This window comes from Lysobacter lycopersici, from assembly GCF_007556775.1.
Taxonomy (GTDB): domain Bacteria; phylum Pseudomonadota; class Gammaproteobacteria; order Xanthomonadales; family Xanthomonadaceae; genus Pseudoluteimonas; species Pseudoluteimonas lycopersici.
This window is the reverse complement of the sequence record NZ_CP041742.1, coordinates 48,192-73,389: the sequence shown is the minus strand read 5'-3', so window position 1 is coordinate 73,389 and position 25,198 is coordinate 48,192. Positions and strand designations below refer to the sequence as shown.

Below are 25,198 nucleotides of genomic sequence, written 5' to 3'. Positions count from 1 at the left end.
CGACAAGCGCAGGAAGTCACGATCCGCCGGCGTATGCGGGTCAACGCGCCATGCACTGTTTCCAGCGCGCGTCCACGCGCTGGGCGAACCACGCGGTGGAGAGTTGCCGGCTGATCTTGGGGCTGTGCAGGTCGATTTCCGGCAGCAAGGCGCGCGGCAGCGGCTTCCCGGCCTTGCGATCCGCGAGCGCATAGACCTGCCGATACAACGAGCCTTGGTCGAAGCGCGGCGATTCGCCCTGCCCCAGCGTGCGGCGGATCGCGGCATCGTCCATGCCCAGCGCCGGGCCGAGCGTGCGCAGCGCGGCCTCGGTCGCGCCCGGCGCATCCATCGATGCGCCCGGGCGCAGCAGGTCGCCGTCGCGCGCCAGCGAACGACCCGACGCCACCGACACCGCGTGCTGGAACGCGGCATTGCGACTGGCGTACCAGCCGGCGTTGTAATCGGCAAAGCGATACAGCAGCTTCGGATAGGCCACCGGATAAGCCAGCAGATGCTTGGTGCCGAAATACAGGCCGCCGCGGCGGGTGAACACCTCGTGCCGGATCGACGAACCGGCGAGCGGATACGGATAGCCGCGCGCATGCGCCTGCGCGAACGCGATGCCGACCTGCATCGGCCCGGCGGTATGCACGGGATTGAGCCGCGCGAACAGCCGTCCGCTGCCCAGCGGCAGGCGTGCGGTCATTTCCTCGAACAGCGCCGACAGTTGCTGTTCGGTGCGTAATGCATCGAGTCGTTCCGCGTAGGTGCGCCCATCGGGCGCGCGCATTTGCAACGCGGCATCGACGACGAACGCGGGCATGTGGAACTTCGCCGCGCGTTCGGCGATGGCCTTGCGCGCGATCGCCGGCAGGTTCGGCACCGCTGGATCAGCCTGGAATCCCGATTCCTGCCCCACCACCGCGATCACCGCGCACAAGTGCGCGCTGCTCGGTTCGAGTTCCTGCGCGGCGAACGCGGCCTGGATGTCGCGCGCCCAGCCTTCGCGATCCGCGACGCCGTTCGGAATGCGTTTCGCGATGTCGGCGCGCACCTGTTCCGGCGTCGGGCCGCGGTCGAACAGGCCGCAACCGGAAAGCATCGCGATGCCGAGGCACGAGGCCGATAGCGCGAGGGTTCGATGGCGTCGTGGAATGGGCGTCATGCGGGGAATCGTCGAGGTCCGCGCACGCTGCAGTGTTGCGGCTGAACCGCGACTTGCCGAACGCCGCTCAGGCCAACCGCGCTTCCGCGGCCACGACCTCGCGCCACCAACGTTCGCCGGCATGCGGCGCGTCGATGCCGATGCGTTCGCCCATCGCAGGCGTGGCGACGGAGATGCCGCGTTCCCCGCCGAGCGTGAGCACGCGTTCGAACGGTTCCCACCAGGCGTGCATGGCGAGGTCGAACGTGCCGTTGTGGATCGGCAGCAGCCAGCGCCCGCGCAGGTCGATATGCGCCTGCACGGTCTGTTCCGGCTGCATGTGCACGTAGGGCCATTGCGCGTTGTAGGCGCCGGTTTCCACCAGCGTGAGGTCGAACGGGCCGAAACGCCGGCCGATCTCGGCGAAGCCGGCGAAATAGCCGCTGTCGCCGCTGAAGAACACGCGCTTTTCGCCATCGTCGATCACCCACGAACCCCACAGGGTGCGGTTGCCGTCGCGCAGGCCGCGCCCGGAGAAATGCTGCGCCGGCGTGAACGCAAAGCGCACGCCATCGATGGCGGTGTCCTGCCACCAGTCGAACTGGCGCACCTTTGCTTTCGGCACGCCCCAGTCGACGAGCCGGTCGCCGACGCCGAGCGGTGCCAGGAACATGTCCGTCTTCGCGGCCAACGCCTTGATCGCGGCCTTGTCGAGGTGGTCGTAATGATCGTGCGACAACAGCACGCCGCGAATCGGAGGTAGCTCGTCCAGCGCGATCGGTGGCGCGTGGAAACGCTTCGGCCCGAGCCATTGCACCGGCGAGGCGCGCAGCGAGAACACCGGGTCGGTGAGCCACCACTGCCCGCGCAACTTCATCAGCACGGTCGAGTGCCCCAGGCGATACAGGCTGCGGTCCGGCGCGGCGTCGAGTTCGGCGCGCGTCAGCCGGTGCACCGGGATCGGCGCGCGCGGCTGGGTGTTCCGCGGCTTGTTGAAGAAGAAGTCCCACATCGTCTTCGCGTCCGGATCGGGCGAAGTCGCGGGCTTGGGCGTGGCGTTGCGGAACTGGCCGGCGACGGTTTGCGGCGAAGCGGCGTAGTCGCCGATCGGCGCGCGCAGGCAACGGGAAGCGGTCAAGGCGATGACTCTGGCGGGGGATACGACAGCAATGGGGACGGATCGGATCGACTCAAGCCGTGCGCGATCCGTCGCTAGACCTGCGCCTTCTTCCACCTGCCGCGGCTGAACAGCCATAGCGTGAACAGGCCGACGGAAGTTTCGGACACGAACACCGCCCAGAACACACCCGTTTCCTTCCAGCCCAGGTGCAGCGCCAGTAGCCACGCCAGCGGGATCTGGATCATCCAGAAGAACACCACGTTGATCCGCGTCGGCGTGACCGTGTCGCCCGCGCCGTTGAAGGCCTGCACGCTGACCATCCACCAGCCGTACACGAACAGCGCGTACGACAGGATGCGCAGCCATTCCGCGCCGACGGCGACGACCTGCGCATCGTCGGTGAAGATGCCGGTGATGCCGTGCGGGAACAGGAAGAACAGCACCGAGACCGCCAGCAGGTAGGCCATGTTGTACCAGCCGATGCGCCACACCGAGGCTTCCGCGCGTTCGGGCTGTCGTGCGCCGAGGTTCTGCCCGACCAGCGTCGCGGCCGCGTTCGACATGCCCCAGGCCGGCATCATCGTGAACATCATCACCCGGATGGCGATCGTCGCGCCGGCCACCGCCTCGTTGCCGATGCTGGCGAGGATGCGCATCAGGAAGATCCACGAGGTCATCGCCACGATCATCTGGCCGATGCCGCCCAGCGAGGTGCGCACGATGTTCCACAGCACCGCGCCGTGCCACGCGACCTGCGAGGCGGCCACGCGGATGTGCTTGCCGCCATGCAACAGCGTCCACAACTGGTACAGCACGCCGGTGCCGCGGCCGATGCAGGTGGCGATGGCCGCGCCCTCGATGCCCAGCGCCGGCACCGGGCCGAGGCCGAAGATCAGCAGCGGGCACAGCAGGATGTTGAGTCCGTTCGACAGCCACAGCACGCGCATCGCAATGGCGGCGTCGCCGGCGCCGCGGAAGATCGCGTTGATCACGAACAGCAGCATGATCACCGCGTTGCCGCCGAGCATCCATTGCGTGTAGCGATAGCCGTGTTCGACCACCCAGCCGTCGCCACCCATCAGCCGCAACAGGTCCTGCGCGAAGGCAATGCCGACGATGGCCGGCAGCACCGACGCCAGCAGCGCGACGAAGATCGCCTGCACCGCGCTGATCGATGCCTCCTCGCGCTTGCCTTCGCCGATGCGCCGCGCGATCACCGCGGTCACCGCCATCGCCAGGCCCATCGCCACCGAATACAGCAGGAACAGGTAGCTCTCGGTCAGCCCGACCGTGGCCACCGCCGACGGGCCGAGCTTGGCGACGAAGAAGATGTCGACCACCGCGAAGGTCGATTCCAGCACCAGTTCCAGCACCATCGGCACCGCGAGCAGGAACACCGCGCGGCGCAGCGGGATCTTCGTGTAATCGGCACTAGTGCCGCGGACCGCGTCGCGCAGCTCGGCCCACAGCGATTGCGGCGGCGAAGACTCCGTGGTGCTTGCGGGCGATTGCGTGGGTTGCATGCGGCCTCCTCGGTCGAGGCCGATGTTACCTGCAGTCGATCGCGGGAACGGAGACGACCGGCATTCCGGTCATCCCCGTTGCCGGGGACAAGGCTCAGGCCGTTGCCTTCGCCGCCTCGTCGATCAATGCCGCAACTTCCGCCGCGCGCGAAGCCAGCGAGGCATGGCTCGCATCCAGCGTGATGATCTTGCGTGGCTGCATGCGCTCGGCCATGCGCTGTTCGTTTTCCGGCGCGATCATCCGGTCCTGGCTGGAGATCTGGTACCAGCATGGCTTGTGCTTCCACGCCGGATCGGTGACGTTGTTGCCGAACGTGGCGGCCAATGGCGCCTTCTGCGTCACCGCCATGACCAGCGCTTCGTCGGCATCGAGATCCTGGCAGAAGCTCTCGTGGAACTTGTCCGGCTTGACCCACAGGTAACCGTCGCTGTCGGGCGCGATGTTGGCCACGGCCGCAGGCGGATGCTGCTGGGTGATGCCTCCGGGGCTTTCGCCGGCATCCGGCGCGAACGCGGCGATGTACACCAGCGCGGCGACGTTCGGCAGGTTGCCGGCTTCGCTGATCACGGCACCGCCATAGGAATGCCCGACCAGCACGACCGGACCTTTCACCTGCGCGACCATCTTGCGGGTGCGCTCGGCATCGTCGGCCAGCGAGGTCAATGGATTTTCGACTGCGTGCAGGTCGTCGTAACCCATGCGCTTCAATTCGAGGATGACCTTGGCCCAGTGGGCGGCACCGCCCCAGAAGCCATGGACCAGAACCACTGCGGGCTTGCTCATCGATCGCTCCTGTTCGTGGAAAGTGGCGGAAACTATACGCTCGACCAGCCCGGCCGGGTTGGCCCAAACACCGGATTGCCATGCCGAAACGCCATGACACCAACGAAGGCCGGGCCGTGCGCGATGCCGACGCGTTCTTCGACGTCGTCGAATCCGCGCGCATCAGGGGCGGAGGTACCACCAGCCGGTCACTGCGCGCCGGACAGCCGCTGTCTTTCCCGCAATCTTCCGCCTGTTTCCATTTCATCGAAAACGCAGCATGCCGATTGCGCATGACCAGTGGGCGACAGGAATTGCGATTGCAGCCAGGGGATCTCGTGGTGCTGCCGCAAGGCGGTTCGCACGCGCTGGAATCCGTCGGCGATGGCGACGCGGGGCCCCGCATCACGACCTGCGATTTCCGTTTCGAAGGCCCGGGCGGAACCCTGCTGGCGAATGCCCTGCCCTCGTTGCTGCACGTTTCGGATGCGGCGGCACCACCCGCAGCATTTCCCGATACACCGCGCGAATGGCTGTCGGTGACGCTGGCCGCGATCCGGCGGGAAACCGATCGCCCGTGGCTCGGCAGCTCGGTAATGCTGTCGCGGCTTGTGGACCTGTTGTTCGTATGGTCGCTGCGGCACTGGCTGGTCACCGCCTCGCCGCAAGCCGGAAGCCTGGCCCGCGCGCTGGACGATGCCGTCGTCGGCCGCGCACTGGCATTGCTGCATGCGCAACCGGCGAAGGACTGGAGCGTGGAAGCGTTGGCGCGCGCATTGAACCAGTCGCGTTCCGGCCTGTCGCAGCGCTTCGTCGAAACGCTGGGCGAACCGCCGATGCGCTACCTCACCCGCTGGCGCATGCAACTGGCCGCCGACATGCTGGCATCGACCAGATTGCGCGTCTCGCAGATCGCGCAGCGCGTGGGTTACGAATCGGAACCGGCTTTCAGCCGCGCGTTCCGGCGACAGTTCGGCACCGCACCGGTGGACTATCGCCGGCAGTCGAAACCCGAAACGCAATAACGGATTCCGCGACGCCGGTCAGGTGTTGGTCGCCGTCGCCACCACTTTCACCGGCACCGATTTGGCCGCAGGCGTGCCGCTGATGCGATCGTAGTAATCCAGCGGCAGCAATGGATTCAGTTCCGGGTAGTAACCGGCGACCGAACCGCGCGGCATCGGGTAGTCGAGCACGGTGAGGCCGTCGATGCGGCGCGCGATGCCGTCGTCGCTGATGGTTTCCAGCGAAATCCTGTCGTATTCCTCCAGGCCACGATCCGCCATGTCCCGGGAATTCATGAACAGCACCATGCGGTCGTCGTACACGCCGCGATAGCGGTCGTTGTAACTATAGATGGTGGTGTTGAACTGGTCGTGCGAACGCACCGTGGCGAGGCGCAACATCGCCGGGTCTGCGACTTCCGCATTCGCGTGCAGGCCCGGCATCACGATGAAGTTGGCCTTGCCGTTCGGCGTTTTCCACACCAGGCGGCGCGGGGCGACGTCGAGGTGGAAGCCCTCGGGATTGCGGATCTTCTCGTTGAAGCCGGCGTAGAGCTCCGGATACACCTCGGCGACCTTGTCGCGGATCGCGTCGTAGTCGTCGATGTAGCGCGCCCAGTCGACCTTGCTCTGCGGTAGCGTCGCCATCGCCATGCGGCAAACGATCTCGGTTTCGGTCAGCAAATCGGGGCTGGCCGGTTCCAGCACGCCGCGCGAGGCGGTGACGTTCGACATCGAATCCTCGATGGTGACGAACTGCTCGCCCTTCGCGGTTTCGATGCGCTCCGAACGCGCGACCACCGGCAGGATCAGCGCGTCCTTGCCGTGCACCAGGTGGCCGCGATTGAGCTTGGTCGCGATGCCGACGGTGAGATCGAGTTTCGCCATCGCCGCGTAGGCGCGGTCGGTGTCGGGCACCGCGCGCACGAAATTGCCGCCGAGGCCGATGAACACCTTGGCGGTGCCGGCCAGCATCGCTTCGACGCTGTCCACGGTGTGGTGGCCGTGTTTGCGCGGCGGTTCGAAGCCGAACACCTCGCGCACGCGATCGAGGTAGGCGGACGAAGGTTTCTCGTCGATGCCGACGGTGCGGTCGCCCTGCACGTTGGAATGCCCGCGGATCGGCGAGATGCCGGCACCGGGCTTGCCGAAGTTGCCCTTGAGCAGCAGCAGGTTGGCGATCTGCCGCACCAGTTGCGAGCCCATCTGGTGCTGGGTGATGCCCATGCCGTAGCAGAGGATGGTCGCGTTCGAACGCGTGTAGATCTCGGCGCAGCGGCGGATCTGTTCCTCGGCCAATCCGGACGCCTCGACGATCTTCGCCCAGTCCTGCGCCATCGCATCCTCGCGGATCGCCTCGACGCCGACCGTGTGTTCGCGGATGAAGTCGTGGTCGAGCACGGTTTCGCCCGCGGCCTCGCGCTCGAACATCACCTTCATGATGCCTTTCAGGAACGCGAGGTCGCCGCCGATGCGGATGTGCACGAACTCGCTGCTGATCGGCGTCGAACCGAACGTCGCCATCTGCACGATGTCCTGCGGCTCGGCGAAGCGGATCAGCGCGCGCTCCGGCATCGGGTTGACTGCCACTATCGGGATGCCGCGCTTCCGCGCATCGACCAGGTTGGTCATCATCCGCGGCGAATTGGTGCCGCTGTTCTGGCCGATGACGAAGATCGCCTCGGCGTGATCGAAGTCGTCGATGATCACCGTGCCCTTGCCCACGCCGATCGCCGGCGGCAGGCCGCGGCTGGTCGGTTCGTGGCACATGTTCGAGCAGTCGGGGAAGTTGTTGGTGCCGAACTCGCGCACGAAGATCGAATACAGGAACGCGGTTTCGTTGGCGGTGCGCCCCGAGGTGTAGAACTCGGCCTCGTGCGGGCTGTCGAGCCTGCGCAGGTGATCGCCGATCATGGCGAACGCCTCGTCCCAACTGCACGGGACGTAATGATCGCTCGCCGCGTCGTAACGCATGGGCTCGGTGAGCCGGCCCTGCATTTCCAGCCAGTAATCCGACTGCTGCATGAGTTCGGACACCGAATGCTGCGCGAAGAATTCGCGCGTCACGCGGAACTTGGTTGCTTCGTGCGCCAGCGCCTTGGCGCCGTTCTCGCAGAAATCGAATTTCTTGCCGCAGCTCTGGTCCGGGTAGGCGCAACTCGGGCACTTGAAGCCGCCCGGCTTGTTCATCACCAGCAGCGCCTTCGATCCCTTGCCGACGACGCTCTGTTCCAGCAGCACCTTCGCGGTCGCCGCCGCCGCGCCCCAGCCGCCGGCCGGCGCCTTGTAGGTTTTGTAGCGCGGGGTCTTGCCGTCGGCCATCGCCGGCGCTCCGTGGCGGATACGCCTGCGACTTTACTCCGCGTCGCGTTTGGACGCAGCGGTTTCCCGCAGCGCGCGTTCGAACACCTCGGGCGGCTGCCCGCCGGAAATCAGGTGCTTGCGCTCGATGATGACCGCGGGCACGCCGCTGATCCCGGCCTGGGTGAAGAACCGTTCGGCGATGCGGACTTCCTCGGCGAATTCGTCCGAATCGAGGATTTGCCGCGCGCGTTCCCCATCCAACCCGACGCCCGTCGCGATTTCGACCAGGGTGTCGCGGTCGGAGACATCGCGGCCTTCGCTGAAGTTGGCGACCAGCAATGCGCGCTTGAGCGCGAGTTGCCTGCCCTCGCCTTCGGCCCAGTGCAGCAAGCGATGCGCATCGAAAGTGTTCCAGGTGCGGCTGCGCGCATTGAAGTCGAAGGTGAAGCCCAGTTCCGCCCCGCGCGCGCGGATGCGCTCCTGGTTCTCGGCGAGCCGCGCGTCGTCCATGCCGTATTTGCGCTTGAGGTTGTCGGCGACGTCCATGCCTTCGGCCGGCATGTTGGGGTCCAGTTCGAAGGGCTGGAAGTGGAGGTCGGCCTCGACTTCGCCCTGCAGGCGTTGCAGCGCCGCTTCCAGCGAGGCCAGTCCGACCGCGCACCAGGGGCAGACCACGTCGGACACGAAGTCGATGCGGAGCGGGACGGGGGCGGCAGCGGTCATGGCGGTTCCGGCGGAAAGGATCGTTCGGAGATGATGGCGCGAACGCCCGGTTTCAAGCGAGCCCACAACGGGCACAATGCCAGCGACGACCCGAGGATCCACGATGTCGAACGACCCTTCCCCCATCGTTTCGATCCGCAACCTCGGCAAGACCTATGCCTCGGGCTTCACCGCGCTCAGGGACGTCAGCCTCGACATCCGCCGCGGCGAGATCTTCGCCCTGCTCGGCCCCAACGGCGCCGGCAAAACCACCCTGATCAACATCGTCTGCGGCATCGTCAACGCCAGTTCCGGCACGGTGCTCGCCGACGGCCACGACATCGTGCGCGAGGCCCGCGCCGCGCGGATGAAGATCGGGCTGGTGCCGCAGGAACTGTCCACCGACGCGTTCGAAAGCGTGTGGGCCACGGTGCGCTTCAGCCGCGGCCTGTTCGGCCGCCCGCCGAACCCGGTATACCTGGAGAAGGTGCTGCGCTCGCTGTCGCTGTGGGACAAGAAGGACAGCAAGATCATGGCGCTCTCCGGCGGCATGAAGCGGCGCGTGCTGATCGCCAAGGCGTTGTCGCACGAACCGCGCATCCTGTTCCTCGACGAACCCACCGCCGGCGTCGACGTGGAACTGCGCCGCGACATGTGGCAACTGGTGCGCGAACTGCGCGAGAGCGGCGTCACGATCATTTTGACCACGCACTACATCGAGGAAGCCGAGGAAATGGCCGACCGCATCGGCGTGATCCGCAAGGGCGAACTCGTCGTGGTCGAGGACAAGCATGTGCTGATGCGCAAGCTCGGCAAGAAGCAGCTGACCTTGCAATTGCAGGCGCCGTTGCAGGCGATCCCGCAGGAACTGACCGGCGAACCGCTGGAACTGGCCGACGGCGGCAACGCGCTGGTCTACACCTTCGACACGCAGGCCGAACGCACCGGGATTGCCACATTGCTGCGCCGGCTCGGCGACCTCGGCATCGGCTTCAAGGACCTGCATTCCAGCGAAAGCTCGCTGGAGGAGATCTTCGTCAGCCTGGTGCACGACGAGTCGCGCGGCGGCGGCAAGGAGGCGCGCGCATGAACGTCCACGGGATCAAGGCGATCTACCGCTTCGAGATGGCGCGCACCTTCCGCACCATCACCCAGTCCATCGCCTCGCCGGTGCTCTCGACCTCGCTGTATTTCGTGGTGTTCGGCGCGGCCATCGGCTCGCGCATGGGCGACGTGGACGGCGTCAGCTACGGCGCCTTCATCATCCCCGGCCTGCTGATGCTGTCGCTGCTCAACGAGAGCATTTCGAACGCGTCCTTCGGCATCTACATGCCGAAGTGGGCCGGGACGATCTACGAATTGCTGTCCGCACCGGTGTCGCCGCTGGAAGTGGTGCTGGGCTATGTCGGCGCCGCGGCGACCAAGTCGGTGATGCTGGGCGTGCTGATCCTGGTGACGGCGCGGTTGTTCGTGCCGTACCACATCGCGCATCCGCTGTGGATGCTGGCGTTCCTGCTGCTGACGTCGGTGAGTTTCAGCCTGTTCGGTTTCATCATCGGGCTGTGGGCGGACGATTTCCAGAAATTGCAAGTGATCCCGTTGATGATCGTGACGCCGCTGACGTTCCTCGGTGGTGCGTTCTATTCGATCTCGATGCTGCCGCCGGTGTGGCAGAAGATCGCGCTGTTCAATCCGGTGGTGTACCTGATCAGCGGGTTCCGCTGGAGTTTCTATGGGTTGTCGGACGTGAACGTGGGGATCAGCGTCGCCGCGACGCTGGGCTTCCTGGCGCTGTGCCTGCTGGCGGTGTGGTGGATTTTCAGGACGGGGTACAAGTTGAAGGCGTGATGTCGTGCTGACAAAAGTCGGGTAAGCGGCACACGCCTAGTTGCGGTAATTGACCTTAGACGAGCTGCGCTCGCTGGAAATGTCAACATTGTGAATCAGTCTCACATATTGATACGTGAACTGGGAAAATAAATTAAAGACGCACTTAGTGATCGAGGTTTGTTATGAGCGCGTATGACAAGGGGTACCTATTTTCCGATCTCGAATTGCGGAACGTGATTGACCATCAACGCGATCAGATTATTAGGGAAATCGAAGGGCTTGAGGCCAACCGCTTACTCAATACGTCGGAAGATGACTTGGTCCAATACTTTGTCGAAAAGTACACCATTGAGCCACCGAGCCTACTACGCGATGAAATGACGGCAGATCAACGCGAAACGCAAGTTGACGCCCGATATCACGGAAATCGTTGGATCAGAGACGAAAGCCGCCCGGTATACATTCCCGGTCAACAGATCGACATTGATGTCCCTTTTGCTGGAGAAGGCGATCTTTTCAAGGCAAGAGCGAGCACTTTTACTATGTCGCCGCCAAGAGGAAAAGTGGTTGGCCAGCACCTCATCCTGTCGTTTGAAATCCCGCATGACATGAATACGGACATCAGACCTTCGCTGGATCGTCAACTTGATGAGATTGATCGACACTTGGATTGGGTTAGAAAAGATATGAGTGGCTTCAACAATGGTATTTATGCCGTTGCCGAAACCGCGGTCCGAAAGCGCAAGGAGCGATTGCTCGCGAATCAAGGTCGAGTTGCTGCGCTTGGTATACCGTTAAAAGTACGCTCCCATGCTCCGCAAACCTTCGCCGCCCCAACGATACGTAAGAAGGTTGCACCAACTCTTCCAAAGGCATCAGCAGCGCCCTTCGAACCAGAACCAACTATGAGTGTGGAGCACTACGAGCACGTGCTCACCGTGATTCAGAACATGACGCAAGTGATGGAACGAAGCCCATCCACATTCGCGACAATGGGCGAAGAAGCGCTGCGAGATCACTACCTCGTGCAACTCAACGGACAGTTTGAGGGACAAGCAACCGGCGAAACGTTCAATGCTGGAGGAAAAACCGATATTTTGTTGCGTATCGACGGAAAAAACGTGTTCATTGGTGAGTGCAAATTTTGGAAAGGCAAGAAGGTCTACCAAGAAACCATCGATCAGCTCCTTGGCTATTCTTCATGGCGTGACACAAAGACCGCTATTTTGATATTCAACAAGAACAAAAACACGAGCAAAGTTCTGGAAGAAATCAAGGCAACAAGCGAGACGCACGAATTCTACAAACGTACGCTCAACTGGAAGCATCAATCAGGATATCGATATGTCATGCACCATCCAGCAGATGCAAATCGCGAGCTGATACTGACAGTACTCGTCTTCGACATTCCTGCGGTAGAAAAGACACCTAAGGCGGAAAAGACCGCCTGAAGTTCTCGCCAACGCAGCCTTCGCTAGCGCGCGCGTTGTGAGTGTTTTCCGGCCTTGCGTTGCGCAGTCGCGGCGCGACTTTGCGCGAACTCCGGGAAAGTCTCCGCCAGCGACGCCTTGTCCGGCAGGATGTAGAACACCCCGCCATGCGCGAACGTCGGCGCGACCACCTGCTCGTAAAACTCGGGCGAAACGTTGATGCATCCATGCGTGATGCGGTTGTCGTCCGGCGAAGGCGATGCGAGGCGTTCTGGGCGCTTCTCGCTCGCGACGCCCGTCGCCGTCGGATGCATCGACACCGAGGAATCGTAATCCACCCACAGCACCCGCCCTGCGTCGATCGACGGCCCGAAACCGCCCACGAATCGACCCGCGGGCGTCGTGCGATCCCGGCCCGGGATCTCGCGCAGCGCGAGACCGGCGACGCCGGGGGCCGAATGATCGCCCTTCGCCGAACCGAAGAGCCCGGGCGCCGCGCCGCGAAGCTTGCCGTCGCCGCCGAACACCAGCACCTGCGCCGCGGCCTTGTCGATGACCGCGAACGGATAGCCTTCGCTGTCCTTGCTTGCGACCACCCAGCCCGCGAGCTCGGTCACCGTGTCCGACACCGGCTGGTCCGGCGGCAACTGGTCGAGGGCGGCCACCGGTTTCGCGCTGGCCTCTTTCGCGTCGACATCCTTCGCGCTGGCCACGCCAACGCCAGCGAACGCCAAGCTCAACGCCAGCGCACCACGAGCGATTGCAGGGAATATGCGCATGCGGATGGGACGGTTCATCGGAATCGAGGCCTGAAAGAAAAGCGAAGACCGGTGGCCGGCAAGGCCACCAGTCTCCGGTTCAAACCAGTGGTCGCGAATCGCGCAACAGCGATCAGCCGCGCGGCTGGCGACCCTTCGCCATCTCGAGCTGCTGCACGCGGCCTTCGATCTGGTCCAGCCGCTGGTTGGCCTGCGTCGCGGACTGGTTGGCGGCGTCGGCGCTCTGGGCCGCGGCCTGGACCTTGGTGTCGAGCGAATCGAGGCGCGTGTTGATGTTCGCGAACTCGTCCTTGTAGGTGGCGCAGCTGGTCAGGGCCAGGGCAGCGATCGCCACGCCGAGCGCGCGGGCCAGGTGTTTCTTGGTCAGGAACATGGCAACTCTCCTTCCATCGTCGGGGGAGGTCGGAATATAGCGATCTTTTCAGCCTGCGCGACCGCCCGGCTTCAGCTGACGTTGGAGTACGTGGACGAATTGTGAAGATGCGGAAACGGGCGGGAATTTCGACCTAAATGCGCTGTTGAATCCGGCGCTGCATCCGATCGGCGAATTTCGCTGGAGTTCCACGGATTTCCGACGCGAACGACATTCGGATGCCTGCTGCTGCGCCGCTCCGGTTTCGCAATCACCCCACCATTTCAACCAACGCCCGCGCGAAGCCCGCACCCTTCCCCGGATCCACCCCCAGGTAGAAATCCGGCTCGATCAACTCGGCTTCCATCAACAGCCATCGCCCATCCGCGTCCGGCACCATGTCGATGCGCGCGTACAACAGCGGCTCGTCGACTGCGGCCAACACCTGCTCCGCCAGCGCCACCGCACCTGCCGGCGGCGACGGCAACAACGCATACAGTCCGCCGAATTCCTCCTGGATGCGGAACTCGCCGGCGACCGGGCGCTTGTTCACCGCATGGCTGAAACGCCCGCCGAAATACAACAACGAGGTTTCGCCCTCGGTTTCTATCGTCGGCATGTAGGGCTGCACCAGCATCGTCGTGCCAGGCGCATCCTCGACGACATCGCCGCGACGAACGCGCCGGGTTTTCCACGCACCGCCCGATACCGCGGGCTTGACGATCAATTCGTCGGCGCCCGTGCCGTCGAATGCGCGCTCGACGACGGCCTGCGACAACGCGTCGGTGAACGTCGTCGGCGGGATCGCGACACCGCGTTCGGCGAGCCGCGCGAGGTAGCGCTTGTCCGAATTCCACGCCAGCATGCTCGCGGGATTCGCCACCGGCAGGCCTTCGCGCTGCCATGTCGCGCAGGCACGCAACCAGCGCGCGTGCTGGAAGTGGTAACCCCAGGCCAGCAACGGCAGCACGCGGTCGAAATCCCGCAAGCCCGACGCATCATCGACATGCGCGGTCCACGGCGTCGGCACCGCCTCGATGCCCGCGCCATCCAGCGCCGTTTGCAGGCGCGCCAGCACCTTCGGCCACAACGTAGCATTGTCGCCTTCCGTCGGATCGGGCGTGAGGATGGCGACGCGATGCACGCGGTGTTCCTCAGCCCTGCATCGGCAGCTTCAGCCCCTGCTCCTTCGCGCACTGCTTGGCGATGTCGTAACCCGCATCCGCATGGCGCATCACGCCGGTGCCCGGGTCGTTCCACAACACCCGCGCGATGCGCTTGTCGGCGGCTTCCGTGCCGTCGCAGACGATCACCACGCCGCTGTGCTGCGAATAGCCCATGCCGACGCCGCCGCCGTGGTGCAGCGACACCCAGGTCGCGCCGCCGGCGGTGTTGAGCATCGCATTGAGCAGCGGCCAGTCGGAAACCGCATCGCTGCCGTCACGCATGGATTCGGTTTCGCGGTTCGGCGACGCGACGGAACCGGAATCGAGATGATCGCGACCGATGACGACCGGCGCCTTCAGTTCGCCGTTGCGCACCATCTCGTTGAACGCGAGCCCGAGCTTGTGGCGCTGGCCGAGGCCGACCCAGCAGATCCGCGCCGGCAGGCCCTGGAAGGAAATGCGTTCGCGCGCCATGTCCAGCCAGTTGTGCAGGTGCGCATCGTCGGGAATCAGCTCCTTCACCTTCGCGTCGGTCTTGTAGATGTCCTCCGGATCGCCGCTGAGCGCGACCCAGCGGAACGGACCGACGCCGCGGCAGAACAGCGGACGCACGTAGGCCGGGACGAAGCCGGGGAAATCGAAGGCGTTCTTGAGGCCTTCGTCGAAGGCCATCTGCCGGATGTTGTTGCCGTAATCGACGGTCGGGATGCCGACCGCATGGAAGGCCAGCATCGCCTCGACATGCGTGCGCATGGACTTCTTCGCCGCATCGCGCACCTTGTCCGGATTCGCCTTCTGCTCGGCTTCCCACTGTTCCACCGTCCAGCCGACCGGCAGGTAGCCGTGCACCGGATCGTGCGCGCTGGTCTGGTCGGTGACGCAATCGGGCTTGACTCCGCGACGCACCAGTTCCGGCAGCACGTCGGCGGCATTGCCGAGCAGCGCGATGGATTTCGCTTCACCGGCAGCGGTGTATTTGGCGATGCGCGCGAGCGCGTCATCGAGGTCGTTCGCCTGTTCGTCGACGTAGCGCGTCTTCAGGCGGAAATCGATGCTCGACTGCCGGCATTCGATGTTGAGCGAACACGCGCCCGCGAGTGACGCGGCCAGCGGCTGTGCGCCGCCCATGCCGCCGAGGCCCGCGGTCAGGATCCACTTGCCCTTGAGCGAACCGCCGTAATGCTGGCGACCCATCTCGACGAAGGTTTCGTAGGTGCCCTGCACGATGCCCTGCGAGCCGATGTAGATCCACGAACCGGCCGTCATCTGGCCGTACATCATCAGCCCCTTCTTATCGAGTTCGTTGAAGTGCTCCCACGTCGCCCAGTGCGGCACGAGGTTGGAATTGGCGAGCAGCACGCGCGGCGCGTCCGGATGCGTGGGGAACACGCCGACCGGCTTGCCGGACTGGATCAGCAGGGTTTCGTCGTCGCCGAGGGTTTTCAGCGTTTCGAGGATCCTGTCGTAGCACTCCCAGTCGCGCGCGGCGCGGCCGATGCCGCCGTAGACGACGAGGTCTTCCGGGCGTTCCGCGACTTCCGCGTCGAGGTTGTTCTGCAGCATGCGGAACGGCGCTTCGGTCAGCCACGACTTGCAGTTCAACGTGGCGCCGCGCGGCGCGCGGATCTTGCGGGACGGGTCGTGGCGGCTTGGCATGGGGCGCGGCTCCGGAAGCGAAGCCGCGATTATCGCACCGCACCGGGCGACGTCATCGGCACGAATCGGGCACACTAAAAACATGTGGTACGACCGTTTCGACACGCCCATCGGTCCGCTGACAGTCGCCACCGACGTCGACGGCCTGCGCCACGTGCTGTTCGCCACCAATCGGCACGAAGTGCATGGCCAGGCGGCGTGGCTGCATTCGCCCGGGCGCCTCGCCGAGGCGCGTCGGCAACTCATGGAATATTTCGCGGGCGAACGCCGCACGTTCGAGCTGCCGTTGAAGCCGGCCGGCACCGCGTTCCAGCTCAAGGCCTGGTGGGCGCTGGCCGAAATCCCCTACGGCGAAACCCGCAGCTATGCCGAACAGGCACAACGCATCGGTGCGCCGGATGCGGTGCGCGCGGTTGGCGCGGCGAACGGACGCAACCCGCTGCCGATCGTGCTGCCCTGCCATCGCGTGATCGGCGCGGACGGCGGGCTGACGGGTTTCGGCGGCGGCTTGCCGATCAAGGCCGCGTTGCTGCGGCTGGAAGGCGCGCTGGCCCCGGCAGAGGTCGCGCCGAAAACGGGCGACCTGTTCGGCTGAGGCCGCGACGCGGCGTCAGTGCGCCGCGGGATCGAGGTTGCGCAGGGCGTCGGCGAGGTCGATCGCGCCGGTGCGGCGGATGTCGTCCTGGGTGTAGGCGCGGCCGTAGGCCGAGCACTTCACCTCGACGGTCGCGTCGCCGTTGGCGCGCGCCTGGCGCATGGCGCGCTTGTTCTGCGCGGTGGTGATCAGCGAACCGGTCTCGCGCAGGCAGGTGTGGTCGCGCACGTCGCGGGTGGCGACGTCGGAGTGGATGTCGTCCTGCACGGTGGGCTGCACGGTCGTGCCGACCGACTGGGCCGACGCGGCGAACGCAAGGCCGGCGAGCAGGCTGGCGAGCAACAGTCGTTTCATGGGGCACCTCCGGGTTTACGTCTCCGTTATACGCCTTTCGCGGCGTCCCGGACCCGCCGTCGCCTTGCGCGTTTCGTGCACGTTTAGGGCGCTGTCAGCCGCGCGAGCAGGACTCGCGGCGCCCGGCCCGGAACGCCGCGACTTCGGCCTCGCTGGCCGGCTGCGGCTCGATGCCGTCGTCGAACAGCACCCGCCAGGCGCCGTCGGCGTCGCGGTGCCAGATCGACTGGAAGGCGCCGAGCAGGAAGCGCTGCTTGGTGCCGGGACTGAGGTCCTCGTACAGCGCCGGGCCGCTCGAAGAGGCGACGTCGGCCTCGCCGCCGATGGCGACCATGGCCGGGTACCACGACAGCCGCAGCTCCTTGCCGGCGACGAGGCCGGACCAGGCCGCGACCACCGCATCGCGACCGCGCCGCGGGTTCGGTCGCTTGGCGCCGAACACCGCACCTTCGGCGATGAAGCCGGCGAACGCGTCGCCATCGTGTTCTGCCACCGAACGCGCGAAGCCCAGCTCGCGCGCCCACACCTCGCATTCGGCGGCGGACAACTTCGGTTCCGGCGACGTGCTCGTTTGCGCGACGGCGAGCGGCGACAACGCCAATCCAAGCACTGCGGCGAAGAAACGGGTCGAAGTCATGGAATCCCCGGCATGGCGGTCTGAAGGGCGTCGCCCGCACTATGCCTTCCCGCATGCGTCGATGGCCACGGCTTGCGGCTAACATTGGGTATGCGCATGCGAATACGCCAAGCCGCGACAATCCTCCTTCTCGTTTCCCTGCTCGCCGGCTGCGCCGGCCTGCGTACCGCGCCCTCGCCCGCGTCGCAAAAAACGACGATCGTGCTGGTGTCGATCGACGCGCTGCGCGCCGATGCATTGGGCGGCGGCGACATGCCGGCGCTCGACGCCATCGCCGCGAACGGCGTGCACGCGCGCTGGATGAACCCGTCCTACCCGACGCTCACCTTCCCGAACCACTACACGCTGGTCACCGGCCTGCGCCCGGACCACCACGGCGTGGTCCACAACCAGATGCGCGACGCGGAACTCGGCAGTTTCGTTTCCAAGCAATACGACACGGTCGATGCGCAGTGGTGGTCGGGCGGCGAACCGCTGTGGGCGACGATGGAACGCGAGGGCACGCCGACGGCGGTGCTGTTCTGGCCCGGGTCCGCGGTCGAAATCCACGGCGAACGCCCGTCGCAATGGCTCCCGTTCGACAAGACCATGACGGTGGACGCGCGCGTGCAACAGGTGCTGGACTGGCTGGACCAGCCCGTCGCGAAGCGCCCGCGCTTCATCGCCGCCTACTTCGACCAGTACGATGTCGCCGCGCACCAGTGCGGCGCGCATTGCCCGGACGCGATCGCCGCCGAACGCGCCGTGGACGATGGATTGGCGAAACTGCGCGCGGGCATCGCCGCGCGTTCCGGCAGACAGCGCATCGACCTCGTCGTCGTCTCCGACCACGGCATGGCCGACGTCGCGAACGGCAACATCCGCTACCTCGACGACATCGTCCCGGCCGATGCCATCGACATCCAGGACGATGGCCCGATCGTGCTGGTCGCGCCGCGCGCCGGCCATGAAGCGGAAGCGATGAAGCTGGTCGGGCGCCACGACCATTCCGAATGCTGGCGGCGCGAATCGCTGCCGCCCGCCTGGCATTACGGCAGCAACCCGCGCATCCCCGCCATCGTCTGCCAGGCCGACGAAGGCTGGCTGCTGGAACTGCATGGCGACAAGCCCTTCGCCCAGCCGGTGAAGGGCGAACACGGCTATGCGCCGGAATCGCCTTCGATGCACGCGACCTTCGTCGCCGAAGGCCCGGACTTCCGCCGCGGCGTGGAATTGCCGCCGTTCGACAACGTCGACGTGTATCCGTTGCTCACGCGCCTGCTCGGCGTGCCCGCGTTGCCGAACGACGGCGACATCGCGCCGTTGTTGCCGGCGTTAAGCCGGTAGGAGCGCCCATTTGGGCGCGACCGTGGAATATCGCGCCCGCGAATCGCGCCCTGAAGGGCGCTCCTACAGCAATTTCGAAATGGCCTCGCGATAATGCTTCGCGATCGCATCGCGATCGCGGTGGCGGCCATCGGCGACCAGCAATTCATCGCCAATCCGCACTTCGCGCACCAGCGGCCGGTTGCCGCTGAAGATCCAGCGATCCGCGATGTCGGCGTCGGTCGCGCCGGCGAACTGCGGCGCATCGGCATCGAGCAGCAGCCATTCGTCGTCGCCGTCGTCGAAACCGGTCGCACTGGCGCGACTTTCCGCGACGCCGCGAAGCAGGATCGCGCCGACACTGGGTTCGCCGGCATCGGCGATCACGTTGCGATGCCGGCTGAGCAGGCGCTGGCCGTATTCGAGCCAGCGCAGTTCCTCGACCGGCGATACCGAGATGTGAGAATCCGAACCGATGCCCCAGCGGCCGTTCGCGGCGAGAAAATCGCGCATCGGGAACAGGCCGTCGCCGAGGTTGGCTTCGGTGGTCGGGCATAGCGCGACGGTGGCGCCGCTGCGCGCGATGCCGGCGATTTCGCCATCGTCGAGGTGGGTCGCGTGGACCAGCGTCCAGCGTTCGTCGACGTTCGCGTTCGCCAGCAGCCATTCGACCGGGCGCGCGCCACGCAACGCGAGCGAGTCCTGCACTTCGCCGATCTGTTCGGCGATGTGGATGTGCACCGGCGCGTTTTGCGGCAGCGCATCGAGCACTTCGCGCATCGCGCCCGCCGGCACCGCACGCAGGCTGTGCAGCGCGCAGCCGACGCGCAGCATGTCGTCCTCCGGCGCGCGCAGCGATTCGAACAGGCGCAGATAGCCGTCGACGTCGAAACCGAAGCGCCGCTGCCGCGCGGACAGCGGGCGCCCGTCGAAACCGCCGGTCATGTACAGCACCGGCAACAACGTCATGCGGATGCCGGTGTCGCGCGCGGCGCGCACCAGCGCGTTCGACATGGCCGCGGGATCCTCATACGGCTTGCCGTCGGGCGCGTGGTGCAGGTAATGGAATTCGCAGACGCGGGTGTAGCCGGCCTCGAGCATTTCCGCGTACAGCTGCGCCGCGACCGCATGCAGCGATTCCGGATCGAAGCGCGCGGCGATGCGGTACATGGCTTCGCGCCAGGTCCAGAACGAGTCGTTCGGATCGCCCTGGCGTTCGGCCATGCCCGCCATCGCGCGCTGGAAGGCGTGCGAATGCAGGTTGGCGATGCCGGGCAGGCGCCAGCGGGCGTCGTCGGGTGCGTTCGATGCGGACATGGCGCCATTCTGCCCGAGCCCGGCCGCGGCGGGCATGCGAGAATGCGGCGATGGCGACGCACGACGAGCAAGAAGCCGGCCTCGGCGCCCTGCTGTCCCCGGACATATGGAAGCGCCGCGCCGTGCTCTGGGGCGGCGCGATCGCGGTGGCGCTCGCGGCCATCGCCTTCGCCCGCGCCAGCGACCTCGCCTTCTCCCTGTTCAAGCGCGTCATCGCATTCTCGCCGTGGTGGGCGCTGCTGCTCACGCCGGGCATGTTCGCGTTGCTGGCGTGGATCACCACGCGCGGACTCGAATCCACGCGCGGCAGCGGCATCCCGCAGGTGATCGCGGCGCTGCGCACGCCGGAGGCGGAGCGCCAACGCCACCTGTCGTTGAAGGTCTCGCTGGCGAAACTCGGCCTGACTGTGGCCGGCCTGCTCGGCGGCGCCTCGATCGGCCGCGAAGGCCCGACCGTGCACGTCGGTGCCGGCGTCATGCTCGCCATCGGCCGCCGGTTCGGCCTGCGCGGCGACGTGCAGGCGCGCCGGTTGCTGCTCGCCGGCGGCGCGGCCGGCATCGCGGCGGCGTTCAATGCCCCGCTCGCCGGCGTGGTGTTCGCCATCGAGGAACTCGGCGGCGCGTTCGAGCATCGTTTCTCCGGCACGTTGCTCACTTCCGTGATCGTAGGCGGCGTGGTGTCGCTCGCGTTGCTCGGCAGCTACACCTATTTCGGTCGCGTCGAAATTGCCCTGCCCTTGCGCCAGGCCTGGCTGGCGGTGCTGGCGTGCGGCATCGCCTGCGGCCTTGCTGGCGGCGTGTTCAGTCGCCTGCTGCTCGCGGCAGTGGAGGGCAAGCCGCGCTGGCTGGGAACCTTGCGCGGCGGACACCCGGTGCTGTTCGCCATGGGCTGCGGGCTGCTGCTCGCGGGCCTCGGCATTGCCTTCGGCCCGGGCGCGTTCGGCACCGGTTACGAACAGGCGCGCAGCCTGGTGCAGGGCCATGCGGTGGTCGGCCACGAATTCGGCATCGTCAAGTTCGTCGCCAACCTCGCCTCCTACCTCGCCGGCATTCCCGGCGGCCTGTTCTCGCCCGCGCTCGCGGTCGGCGCGGGACTCGGCAACGACATCGCCACGCTGATGCCGGAGGCCCCGGCCAATGCCATCGTCCTGCTCGGCATGTGCGGCTACCTCACCGGCGTGACCCAGGCGCCATTGACCTCGGCGGTGATCTCGATGGAACTCACCAACAGCGACGGCATGCTCTTGCCGATCCTCGCCACCGTGCTGATCGCGCGCGGCGCATCCGCGCTGGTCTGCCGCACGCCGGTGTACAAGGCGCTGGCGCAACGCCTGTTGCCGCAACCATCGAAGCCACCGGGGGAAGCCGCGTGAGCGCTCCACGATTCGACGGCATCGCGGTCGGCGCGACCCTGGCGACGCTGGACGCGGACGCGGGCTACGGCATCGTCGAAAACGCCGCTCTTGCGTGGAAAGACGGCGGCATCGCCTACCTCGGCCCGCACGATCCCGCGCTGGAATCGGCCGCGGCCGAAGTGCGCCGCTTCGACGGCGGCGTGATCGCGCCCGGCCTGGTCGATTGCCACACCCACCTGGTGTTCGCCGGCGACCGCGCGGCGGAATTCGAACACCGACTGCAGGGCGCGAGCTATGAAGAGATCGCGCGCGCTGGCGGCGGCATTCTTTCGACCGTGCGTGCGGTGCGCGAAGCGGGCGAAGACGCGCTGCTGGCCGAATCGCTGCCGCGCGCGAAAGCGCTGATCGCCGATGGCGCGACCACGCTGGAAATCAAGTCGGGCTACGGCCTCGATTTCGACAACGAGCGCAAGATGCTGCGCGTCGCGCGCCGCATCGGCGAGGAACTCGGCGTCGGCATCCGCACCACGTATCTCGCCGCACATGCCTTGCCTCCGGAATTCGCCGGCAACGCCGATGGCTACATCGACGCGGCGATCGAGTGGCTGCCGCGATTGCACGCCGAAGGCCTGGTCGACGCGGTCGATGCATTCTGCGAAGGCATCGGTTTCTCGCCGGCGCAGACACTGCACATGTTCGAGGCCGCGCGCGCGCTGGACCTGCCAGTGAAACTGCACGCCGACCAGCTCAGCGACCTCGGCGGCGCGGCGCTGGCGGCGGGATTCGACGGGCTTTCGGCCGACCACATCGAGCACACCTCCGAAGATGGCGTGCGCGCGATGGCCGAACGCGGCACCGTCGCGGTGCTGCTACCGGGCGCGTTCCACGTGCTGCGCGAAACGAAACTTCCTCCACTCGACCTGTTGCGCGCGCATGGCGTGCCGATGGCAGTGGCCACGGACTGCAACCCGGGCACTTCGCCATTGCAATCGCTGCGGCAGGCGATGCAACTGGCCTGCACGCATTTCAAGCTGACGCCCGAGGAATCGCTGCGCGGCGCGACGACCGATGCGGCGAAGGCGCTGGGCCTGCGCGACCGCGGCGTGCTCCGCGTGGGCATGCGCGCGGATTTCGTGCATTGGCGGATCCGTCGTCCGGCGGAGCTGTGCTACTGGCTGGGCGGAAACCTCGCCGACGGCGTGTTCGCGGGCGGGAAACGAATCGCCTGATACCGGTAACGAAAAAGCCCCGCATCGGCGGGGCTTTTCGCGAACGGACGGCGCGGCAGGATTACTCCTTCGCGGCGGCCTTCTTCGCCACGGCCTTCTTCGCCGGAGCCTTGGCCACGGTCTTGGTGGCGGCCTTCTTCGCGACCGGCGCCTTCACCGTGCCGGCGGCCTTGGCCGCGGCCTTCGGACGGGCGTTGCCGTAGCTGGAGGAATAGCGCTTGCCTTTGGCCGTCTTGCGGTCGCCCTTGCCCATCGTGTTGCTCCTGAACCGATTCGAGAATGTATTGTTTTGAAGCGTGGATCGCGTCGCGCGCGAGGCCGCGGATTCTAGCACCAAGCTGGCTTTTCCCTCTCCCCGCGAGCAGGGAGAGGGTGCCGATCACGGGCGCAGGAGCGCCCGAGAACAGCGAAGCTGGCCCGCAGGGCGAGCGCCATGGATGGCGCGAGTAACGCGGGGAGGGGCATCAATGGACGCACGAGGCGTCGTGCACGTGCCCGTGGTTGAGGCGCAGGTTGGCGAGGTGCGCGAGGCCGACCAGGGTGCCGCCCAGGGTCATCACCAGCGCATGCGGCACCAACGAGTGGTGCAGCGGCGCGACCAGAATCCCGGCCCACAGCGCCACGAGCCCCGGCAGCAACAGTGCGAGCGCACGCAGGGTGCGGTGGCGACGGTAGCTCCAGGCGAGGATGGCGAGGCCGAACAGGGTCGCAAAGATGACGAAGCCGCGTTCGAAATCGTCGCCCAGCCACGCGGCGATGCCAAGCGAGGGCAGCAGTGCGATCAGCAGCGGCAGCAACGCACAGTGCACGGCGCAGACCAGCGAACCGGTCGCGCCGATGCGGTCGAGCAGCGCGCTGGGCGGCTTGCCTTCGGGGCGTGGATCCGGCTTCATCGTTACATTGTAACGACCAGCGCCCGCGAGCCCATGAACGTTCGCAGCGCGCGCCATGTCAGGCTGCCTCCGCCGCCAATGCGGGCGAGCGCCCGCGGCGCAGTGCCGGTAAGGCCTGCGCCAGCAGCGCGAAACCGGCCAGCGTCCACACGATCAGCGCGCCACTGGGCAGATCGAACACCGCCGACAGCACCAGCCCGCCGACGTAGCCGAGCGCACCGATGGCGTAGGCCGCGACGAGGCCCTTTCGTCCGGACATGCCGATGGTCGCGAGTGCCGGAACGATCAGGCTGGCGAACACCAGGTACACGCCGACCAGTTGCACCGAGGCGGTGATCGCCAGCGCGAACAGGCCGTAGAACCACAGCCCGCCGAAACGCCCGCGCCGCCACCACATCAGGCCGAGGATCGCGGCCGAGAGAATCAGCACCGGGATCAGCTGCACGTAGTTCACCCACAGGATCTGCCCGACCAGCAAGTCCTTGAGGTGCTCCCCACCCTGCGGATTGTTCGCGAGCAGCAGCAGTCCGCCGGTCGCGGCGAGCACGAACAGCGTGCCGATCAGCGGTTCCTGGCGTTCCGGCCAGCGCTTGTCGGTCCAGGCCAGCAGGCCGGCGCCGAGCAGCGCAGCGGCCGCGGCCGCGAACTGCGCACCGAAACCGTGTTCGTCCACGCCGATCGCCTGCGCGAGGATCACGCCGAGACCTGCGATCTGGGCGATGGCGAGGTCGATGAAGATGATGCCGCGCGACAACACCTGCTTGCCGAGCGGCACGTGCGTGGCCAGCACCAGCAGGCCCGCCGCGCAGGCGGGGCCGAGGATGCCGGCGTCGAGTCCTTCGAGGTTCAGTGTCATTTGGTCAGCGCCACGAGTTTGCCGATGGTGGAATCGAACAGGCCGAACAGGTCCTTGGACTGCGCATCGCCGCCGACGGTGAACGGCAGCGTCACCGCGGGCACGCCGGTGCGCGAGGACAGCCAGTCGGCCGGCTTCGGATCCTGGTAGGCGGCACGCACGATCGCGAGCGTGTTGCTCCCCTTGGTGATGTCGACCAGCGAAGCCATGTGCGCGGCGGTCGGCGGCACCGCGGGCTTGGGTTCGAGCGCGCCGATTTCGTCGATGCCGAGCCAATCCCACAGGTACACCCAGCTGATGTGGTGGACGACGACCTTGCGGCCCTTCAGCGGCGCGGCTTCGGCCTTCCATTTCACCATCGCCGCGAGCCAGCGGTTGCTGAAGTCGGCGAGCCGGGACTGGTAGGTCGCGGCATTCGCCGGATCGAGCTGCACCAGGCGCGCATCCAGCGCCTTGGCGATCACGAGGATGCGACGCGGATCCATCTGGACATGCGGATTGCCTTCCGGATGCACATCGCCGTTGGCGCGATCGACGCTGCTCGGCACTTCCAGCCGCTTGACCTGCATCGCCGCCTGGAACGAACCGGCGCCGCCAGCGATCCTGGTGTTGCCGGACTGCTTGATCAGCTGCGGCAGCCAGCCCACTTCGAGTTCCGCGCCGGTGCAGACCGCGAGGTCGGCGTCGCGCACCTTGGCGATCAGGCTCGGTTTCGCCTCGACCACGTGCACGTCCTGCAGCGCGGTGGTGGCGACGTCGACGTCGATCTTGTCGCCGGCCAGCTCGTTCAGCAGCGAAGCCCATTCGGGTTCGCAGGCGAACACGCGCAGCTTGGCCTGCGCGGGCGCCGCGACGAACACCGCAGCGAGGATCAGGGGAATCGCGAAACGCTTCATGGATGG

25 protein-coding genes are annotated in these 25,198 nt (G+C 66.3%); 8 read left to right on the top strand and 17 right to left on the bottom strand.

Translation table 11 applies throughout. The features are described from left to right. Positions 1–40: 40 nt before the first annotated feature. The 4 genes from FNZ56_RS00420 to FNZ56_RS00405 form a co-directional block, all read right to left on the bottom strand. Positions 41–1,147, bottom strand: a complete 1,107-nt coding sequence (locus FNZ56_RS00420; RefSeq protein WP_143877973.1) for a DUF1615 domain-containing protein — start codon at positions 1,145–1,147, stop codon at positions 41–43. 67 nt (positions 1,148–1,214) lie between these two features. Continuing rightward, positions 1,215–2,264 (bottom strand): MBL fold metallo-hydrolase, encoded by a 1,050-nt coding sequence (locus tag FNZ56_RS00415; RefSeq protein ID WP_246064633.1) that lies wholly within the window; start codon positions 2,262–2,264, stop codon positions 1,215–1,217. 74 nt (positions 2,265–2,338) lie between these two features. Beyond that, a complete protein-coding gene (locus FNZ56_RS00410) occupies positions 2,339–3,769 on the bottom strand; it encodes an MATE family efflux transporter (RefSeq protein WP_143877971.1) in 1,431 nt (476 codons plus the stop codon). 94 nt (positions 3,770–3,863) lie between these two features. Continuing rightward, a complete protein-coding gene (locus FNZ56_RS00405) occupies positions 3,864–4,553 on the bottom strand; it encodes an alpha/beta hydrolase (protein WP_143877970.1) in 690 nt (229 codons plus the stop codon). An 80-nt stretch (positions 4,554–4,633) separates the two neighbouring features. On the opposite strand from FNZ56_RS00405, the gene FNZ56_RS00400 reads away from it, so the two are divergent. Continuing rightward, on the top strand, positions 4,634–5,557 hold the full coding sequence (locus tag FNZ56_RS00400; RefSeq protein WP_143877969.1) for an AraC family transcriptional regulator: 924 nt from the start codon (positions 4,634–4,636) through the stop codon (positions 5,555–5,557). An 18-nt stretch (positions 5,558–5,575) separates the two neighbouring features. Here FNZ56_RS00400 and FNZ56_RS00395 read toward each other — a convergent pair whose 3' ends face one another. Together FNZ56_RS00395 and FNZ56_RS00390 are read right to left on the bottom strand one after the other, a co-directional pair. Further along, positions 5,576–7,858 (bottom strand): FdhF/YdeP family oxidoreductase, encoded by a 2,283-nt coding sequence (locus tag FNZ56_RS00395; RefSeq protein ID WP_143877968.1) that lies wholly within the window; start codon positions 7,856–7,858, stop codon positions 5,576–5,578. Positions 7,859–7,891: 33 nt separating this feature from the next. Continuing rightward, on the bottom strand, positions 7,892–8,563 hold the full coding sequence (locus tag FNZ56_RS00390; RefSeq protein WP_143877967.1) for a DsbA family oxidoreductase: 672 nt from the start codon (positions 8,561–8,563) through the stop codon (positions 7,892–7,894). Between the two features lie 103 nt (positions 8,564–8,666). Between FNZ56_RS00390 and FNZ56_RS00385 the strand changes: the two genes are divergently transcribed. From FNZ56_RS00385 to FNZ56_RS00375, 3 genes are all read left to right on the top strand, one after another. Further along, on the top strand, positions 8,667–9,632 hold the full coding sequence (locus FNZ56_RS00385) for an ABC transporter ATP-binding protein (protein ID WP_143877966.1): 966 nt from the start codon (positions 8,667–8,669) through the stop codon (positions 9,630–9,632). Further along, positions 9,629–10,390: an ABC transporter permease gene (locus FNZ56_RS00380; protein WP_143877965.1), complete on the top strand. Its 762-nt coding sequence runs from the start codon at positions 9,629–9,631 to the stop codon at positions 10,388–10,390. The genes FNZ56_RS00385 and FNZ56_RS00380 overlap by 4 nt, the downstream gene beginning before the upstream one ends. A 164-nt stretch (positions 10,391–10,554) precedes the next feature. Continuing rightward, the gene (locus FNZ56_RS00375) at positions 10,555–11,823 is read left to right on the top strand and encodes a hypothetical protein (RefSeq protein WP_143877964.1); all 1,269 of its coding nucleotides are present in this window, start codon (positions 10,555–10,557) and stop codon (positions 11,821–11,823) included. A gap of 23 nt (positions 11,824–11,846) precedes the next feature. Here FNZ56_RS00375 and FNZ56_RS00370 read toward each other — a convergent pair whose 3' ends face one another. The 4 genes from FNZ56_RS00370 to hutU form a co-directional block, all read right to left on the bottom strand. Then, on the bottom strand, positions 11,847–12,542 hold the full coding sequence (locus FNZ56_RS00370) for a L,D-transpeptidase (protein WP_143880208.1): 696 nt from the start codon (positions 12,540–12,542) through the stop codon (positions 11,847–11,849). Positions 12,543–12,693: 151 nt separating this feature from the next. Continuing rightward, positions 12,694–12,954, bottom strand: coding sequence for a hypothetical protein (locus FNZ56_RS00365; protein WP_143877963.1), 261 nt, complete (start codon positions 12,952–12,954; stop codon positions 12,694–12,696). Between the two features lie 250 nt (positions 12,955–13,204). Continuing rightward, complete coding sequence (locus FNZ56_RS00360) at positions 13,205–14,077, bottom strand: ATP-grasp domain-containing protein (protein ID WP_143877962.1); 873 nt, start codon at positions 14,075–14,077, stop codon at positions 13,205–13,207. 10 nt (positions 14,078–14,087) lie between these two features. After that, positions 14,088–15,755: a urocanate hydratase gene (gene hutU, locus FNZ56_RS00355; RefSeq protein WP_143877961.1), complete on the bottom strand. Its 1,668-nt coding sequence runs from the start codon at positions 15,753–15,755 to the stop codon at positions 14,088–14,090. An 82-nt stretch (positions 15,756–15,837) separates the two neighbouring features. On the opposite strand from hutU, the gene FNZ56_RS00350 reads away from it, so the two are divergent. Next, the gene (locus tag FNZ56_RS00350) at positions 15,838–16,350 is read left to right on the top strand and encodes a methylated-DNA--[protein]-cysteine S-methyltransferase (protein ID WP_143877960.1); all 513 of its coding nucleotides are present in this window, start codon (positions 15,838–15,840) and stop codon (positions 16,348–16,350) included. Positions 16,351–16,365: 15 nt separating this feature from the next. On the opposite strand, the gene FNZ56_RS00345 is transcribed toward FNZ56_RS00350, so the two are convergent. Next, positions 16,366–16,704, bottom strand: coding sequence for a hypothetical protein (locus FNZ56_RS00345; protein ID WP_143877959.1), 339 nt, complete (start codon positions 16,702–16,704; stop codon positions 16,366–16,368). A 94-nt stretch (positions 16,705–16,798) separates the two neighbouring features. Then, positions 16,799–17,341 carry a YybH family protein gene (locus tag FNZ56_RS00340; RefSeq protein ID WP_143877958.1) on the bottom strand — a complete coding sequence of 181 codons (543 nt, stop codon included), beginning with the start codon at positions 17,339–17,341 and terminating at the stop codon, positions 16,799–16,801. Positions 17,342–17,437: 96 nt separating this feature from the next. Here FNZ56_RS00340 and FNZ56_RS00335 point away from each other — a divergent pair, with 96 nt between their 5' ends. Continuing rightward, a complete protein-coding gene (locus FNZ56_RS00335) occupies positions 17,438–18,667 on the top strand; it encodes an alkaline phosphatase family protein (RefSeq protein ID WP_185970754.1) in 1,230 nt (409 codons plus the stop codon). Between the two features lie 63 nt (positions 18,668–18,730). Here the strand turns inward: FNZ56_RS00335 and FNZ56_RS00330 are convergent, their stop codons facing one another. Continuing rightward, a complete protein-coding gene (locus FNZ56_RS00330) occupies positions 18,731–19,963 on the bottom strand; it encodes a formimidoylglutamate deiminase (protein WP_246064631.1) in 1,233 nt (410 codons plus the stop codon). A gap of 50 nt (positions 19,964–20,013) precedes the next feature. On the opposite strand from FNZ56_RS00330, the gene FNZ56_RS00325 reads away from it, so the two are divergent. Both FNZ56_RS00325 and hutI read left to right on the top strand, forming a co-directional pair. After that, entirely contained in the window at positions 20,014–21,336 is a 1,323-nt protein-coding gene (locus FNZ56_RS00325) for a chloride channel protein (protein ID WP_143877955.1), read from the top strand. Beyond that, complete coding sequence (gene hutI, locus FNZ56_RS00320; protein ID WP_143877954.1) at positions 21,333–22,547, top strand: imidazolonepropionase; 1,215 nt, start codon at positions 21,333–21,335, stop codon at positions 22,545–22,547. Before FNZ56_RS00325 ends, hutI begins: the two co-directional genes overlap by 4 nt. Before the next feature lie 61 nt (positions 22,548–22,608). Here the strand turns inward: hutI and FNZ56_RS00315 are convergent, their stop codons facing one another. The 4 genes from FNZ56_RS00315 to FNZ56_RS00300 form a co-directional block, all read right to left on the bottom strand. After that, on the bottom strand, positions 22,609–22,800 hold the full coding sequence (locus tag FNZ56_RS00315; protein WP_143877953.1) for a 30S ribosomal protein THX: 192 nt from the start codon (positions 22,798–22,800) through the stop codon (positions 22,609–22,611). 211 nt (positions 22,801–23,011) lie between these two features. Beyond that, positions 23,012–23,440, bottom strand: coding sequence for a MerC domain-containing protein (locus tag FNZ56_RS00310; protein WP_143877952.1), 429 nt, complete (start codon positions 23,438–23,440; stop codon positions 23,012–23,014). A gap of 58 nt (positions 23,441–23,498) precedes the next feature. After that, the gene (locus FNZ56_RS00305; protein ID WP_221933307.1) at positions 23,499–24,296 is read right to left on the bottom strand and encodes a metal ABC transporter permease; all 798 of its coding nucleotides are present in this window, start codon (positions 24,294–24,296) and stop codon (positions 23,499–23,501) included. Further along, positions 24,293–25,192 (bottom strand): metal ABC transporter substrate-binding protein, encoded by a 900-nt coding sequence (locus FNZ56_RS00300; RefSeq protein WP_143877951.1) that lies wholly within the window; start codon positions 25,190–25,192, stop codon positions 24,293–24,295. Before FNZ56_RS00300 ends, FNZ56_RS00305 begins: the two co-directional genes overlap by 4 nt. Between the last annotated feature and the right edge of the window lie 6 nt (positions 25,193–25,198).

What these genes read in the sequence shown, in the direction of transcription:
- FNZ56_RS00335 (WP_185970754.1), top strand. Translation starts at nt 17,438, where the DNA reads ATGCGAATACGCCAAGCCGCGACAATCCTCCTTCTCGTTTCCCTGCTC.
- FNZ56_RS00350 (WP_143877960.1), top strand. Translation starts at nt 15,838, where the DNA reads ATGTGGTACGACCGTTTCGACACGCCCATCGGTCCGCTGACAGTCGCC.
- FNZ56_RS00400 (WP_143877969.1), top strand. Translation starts at nt 4,634, where the DNA reads ATGCCGAAACGCCATGACACCAACGAAGGCCGGGCCGTGCGCGATGCC.
- FNZ56_RS00385 (WP_143877966.1), top strand. Translation starts at nt 8,667, where the DNA reads ATGTCGAACGACCCTTCCCCCATCGTTTCGATCCGCAACCTCGGCAAG.
- FNZ56_RS00395 (WP_143877968.1), bottom strand. Translation starts at nt 7,858, where the DNA reads ATGGCCGACGGCAAGACCCCGCGCTACAAAACCTACAAGGCGCCGGCC.
- FNZ56_RS00365 (WP_143877963.1), bottom strand. Translation starts at nt 12,954, where the DNA reads ATGTTCCTGACCAAGAAACACCTGGCCCGCGCGCTCGGCGTGGCGATC.
- FNZ56_RS00330 (WP_246064631.1), bottom strand. Translation starts at nt 19,963, where the DNA reads ATGTCCGCATCGAACGCACCCGACGACGCCCGCTGGCGCCTGCCCGGC.
- FNZ56_RS00300 (WP_143877951.1), bottom strand. Translation starts at nt 25,192, where the DNA reads ATGAAGCGTTTCGCGATTCCCCTGATCCTCGCTGCGGTGTTCGTCGCG.
- FNZ56_RS00390 (WP_143877967.1), bottom strand. Translation starts at nt 8,563, where the DNA reads ATGACCGCTGCCGCCCCCGTCCCGCTCCGCATCGACTTCGTGTCCGAC.
- hutU (WP_143877961.1), bottom strand. Translation starts at nt 15,755, where the DNA reads ATGCCAAGCCGCCACGACCCGTCCCGCAAGATCCGCGCGCCGCGCGGC.
- FNZ56_RS00325 (WP_143877955.1), top strand. Translation starts at nt 20,014, where the DNA reads ATGGCGACGCACGACGAGCAAGAAGCCGGCCTCGGCGCCCTGCTGTCC.
- FNZ56_RS00380 (WP_143877965.1), top strand. Translation starts at nt 9,629, where the DNA reads ATGAACGTCCACGGGATCAAGGCGATCTACCGCTTCGAGATGGCGCGC.
- FNZ56_RS00315 (WP_143877953.1), bottom strand. Translation starts at nt 22,800, where the DNA reads ATGGGCAAGGGCGACCGCAAGACGGCCAAAGGCAAGCGCTATTCCTCC.
- FNZ56_RS00345 (WP_143877959.1), bottom strand. Translation starts at nt 16,704, where the DNA reads ATGAAACGACTGTTGCTCGCCAGCCTGCTCGCCGGCCTTGCGTTCGCC.
- FNZ56_RS00305 (WP_221933307.1), bottom strand. Translation starts at nt 24,296, where the DNA reads ATGACACTGAACCTCGAAGGACTCGACGCCGGCATCCTCGGCCCCGCC.
- FNZ56_RS00405 (WP_143877970.1), bottom strand. Translation starts at nt 4,553, where the DNA reads ATGAGCAAGCCCGCAGTGGTTCTGGTCCATGGCTTCTGGGGCGGTGCC.
- FNZ56_RS00340 (WP_143877958.1), bottom strand. Translation starts at nt 17,341, where the DNA reads ATGACTTCGACCCGTTTCTTCGCCGCAGTGCTTGGATTGGCGTTGTCG.
- FNZ56_RS00420 (WP_143877973.1), bottom strand. Translation starts at nt 1,147, where the DNA reads ATGACGCCCATTCCACGACGCCATCGAACCCTCGCGCTATCGGCCTCG.
- FNZ56_RS00410 (WP_143877971.1), bottom strand. Translation starts at nt 3,769, where the DNA reads ATGCAACCCACGCAATCGCCCGCAAGCACCACGGAGTCTTCGCCGCCG.
- FNZ56_RS00310 (WP_143877952.1), bottom strand. Translation starts at nt 23,440, where the DNA reads ATGAAGCCGGATCCACGCCCCGAAGGCAAGCCGCCCAGCGCGCTGCTC.
- FNZ56_RS00375 (WP_143877964.1), top strand. Translation starts at nt 10,555, where the DNA reads ATGAGCGCGTATGACAAGGGGTACCTATTTTCCGATCTCGAATTGCGG.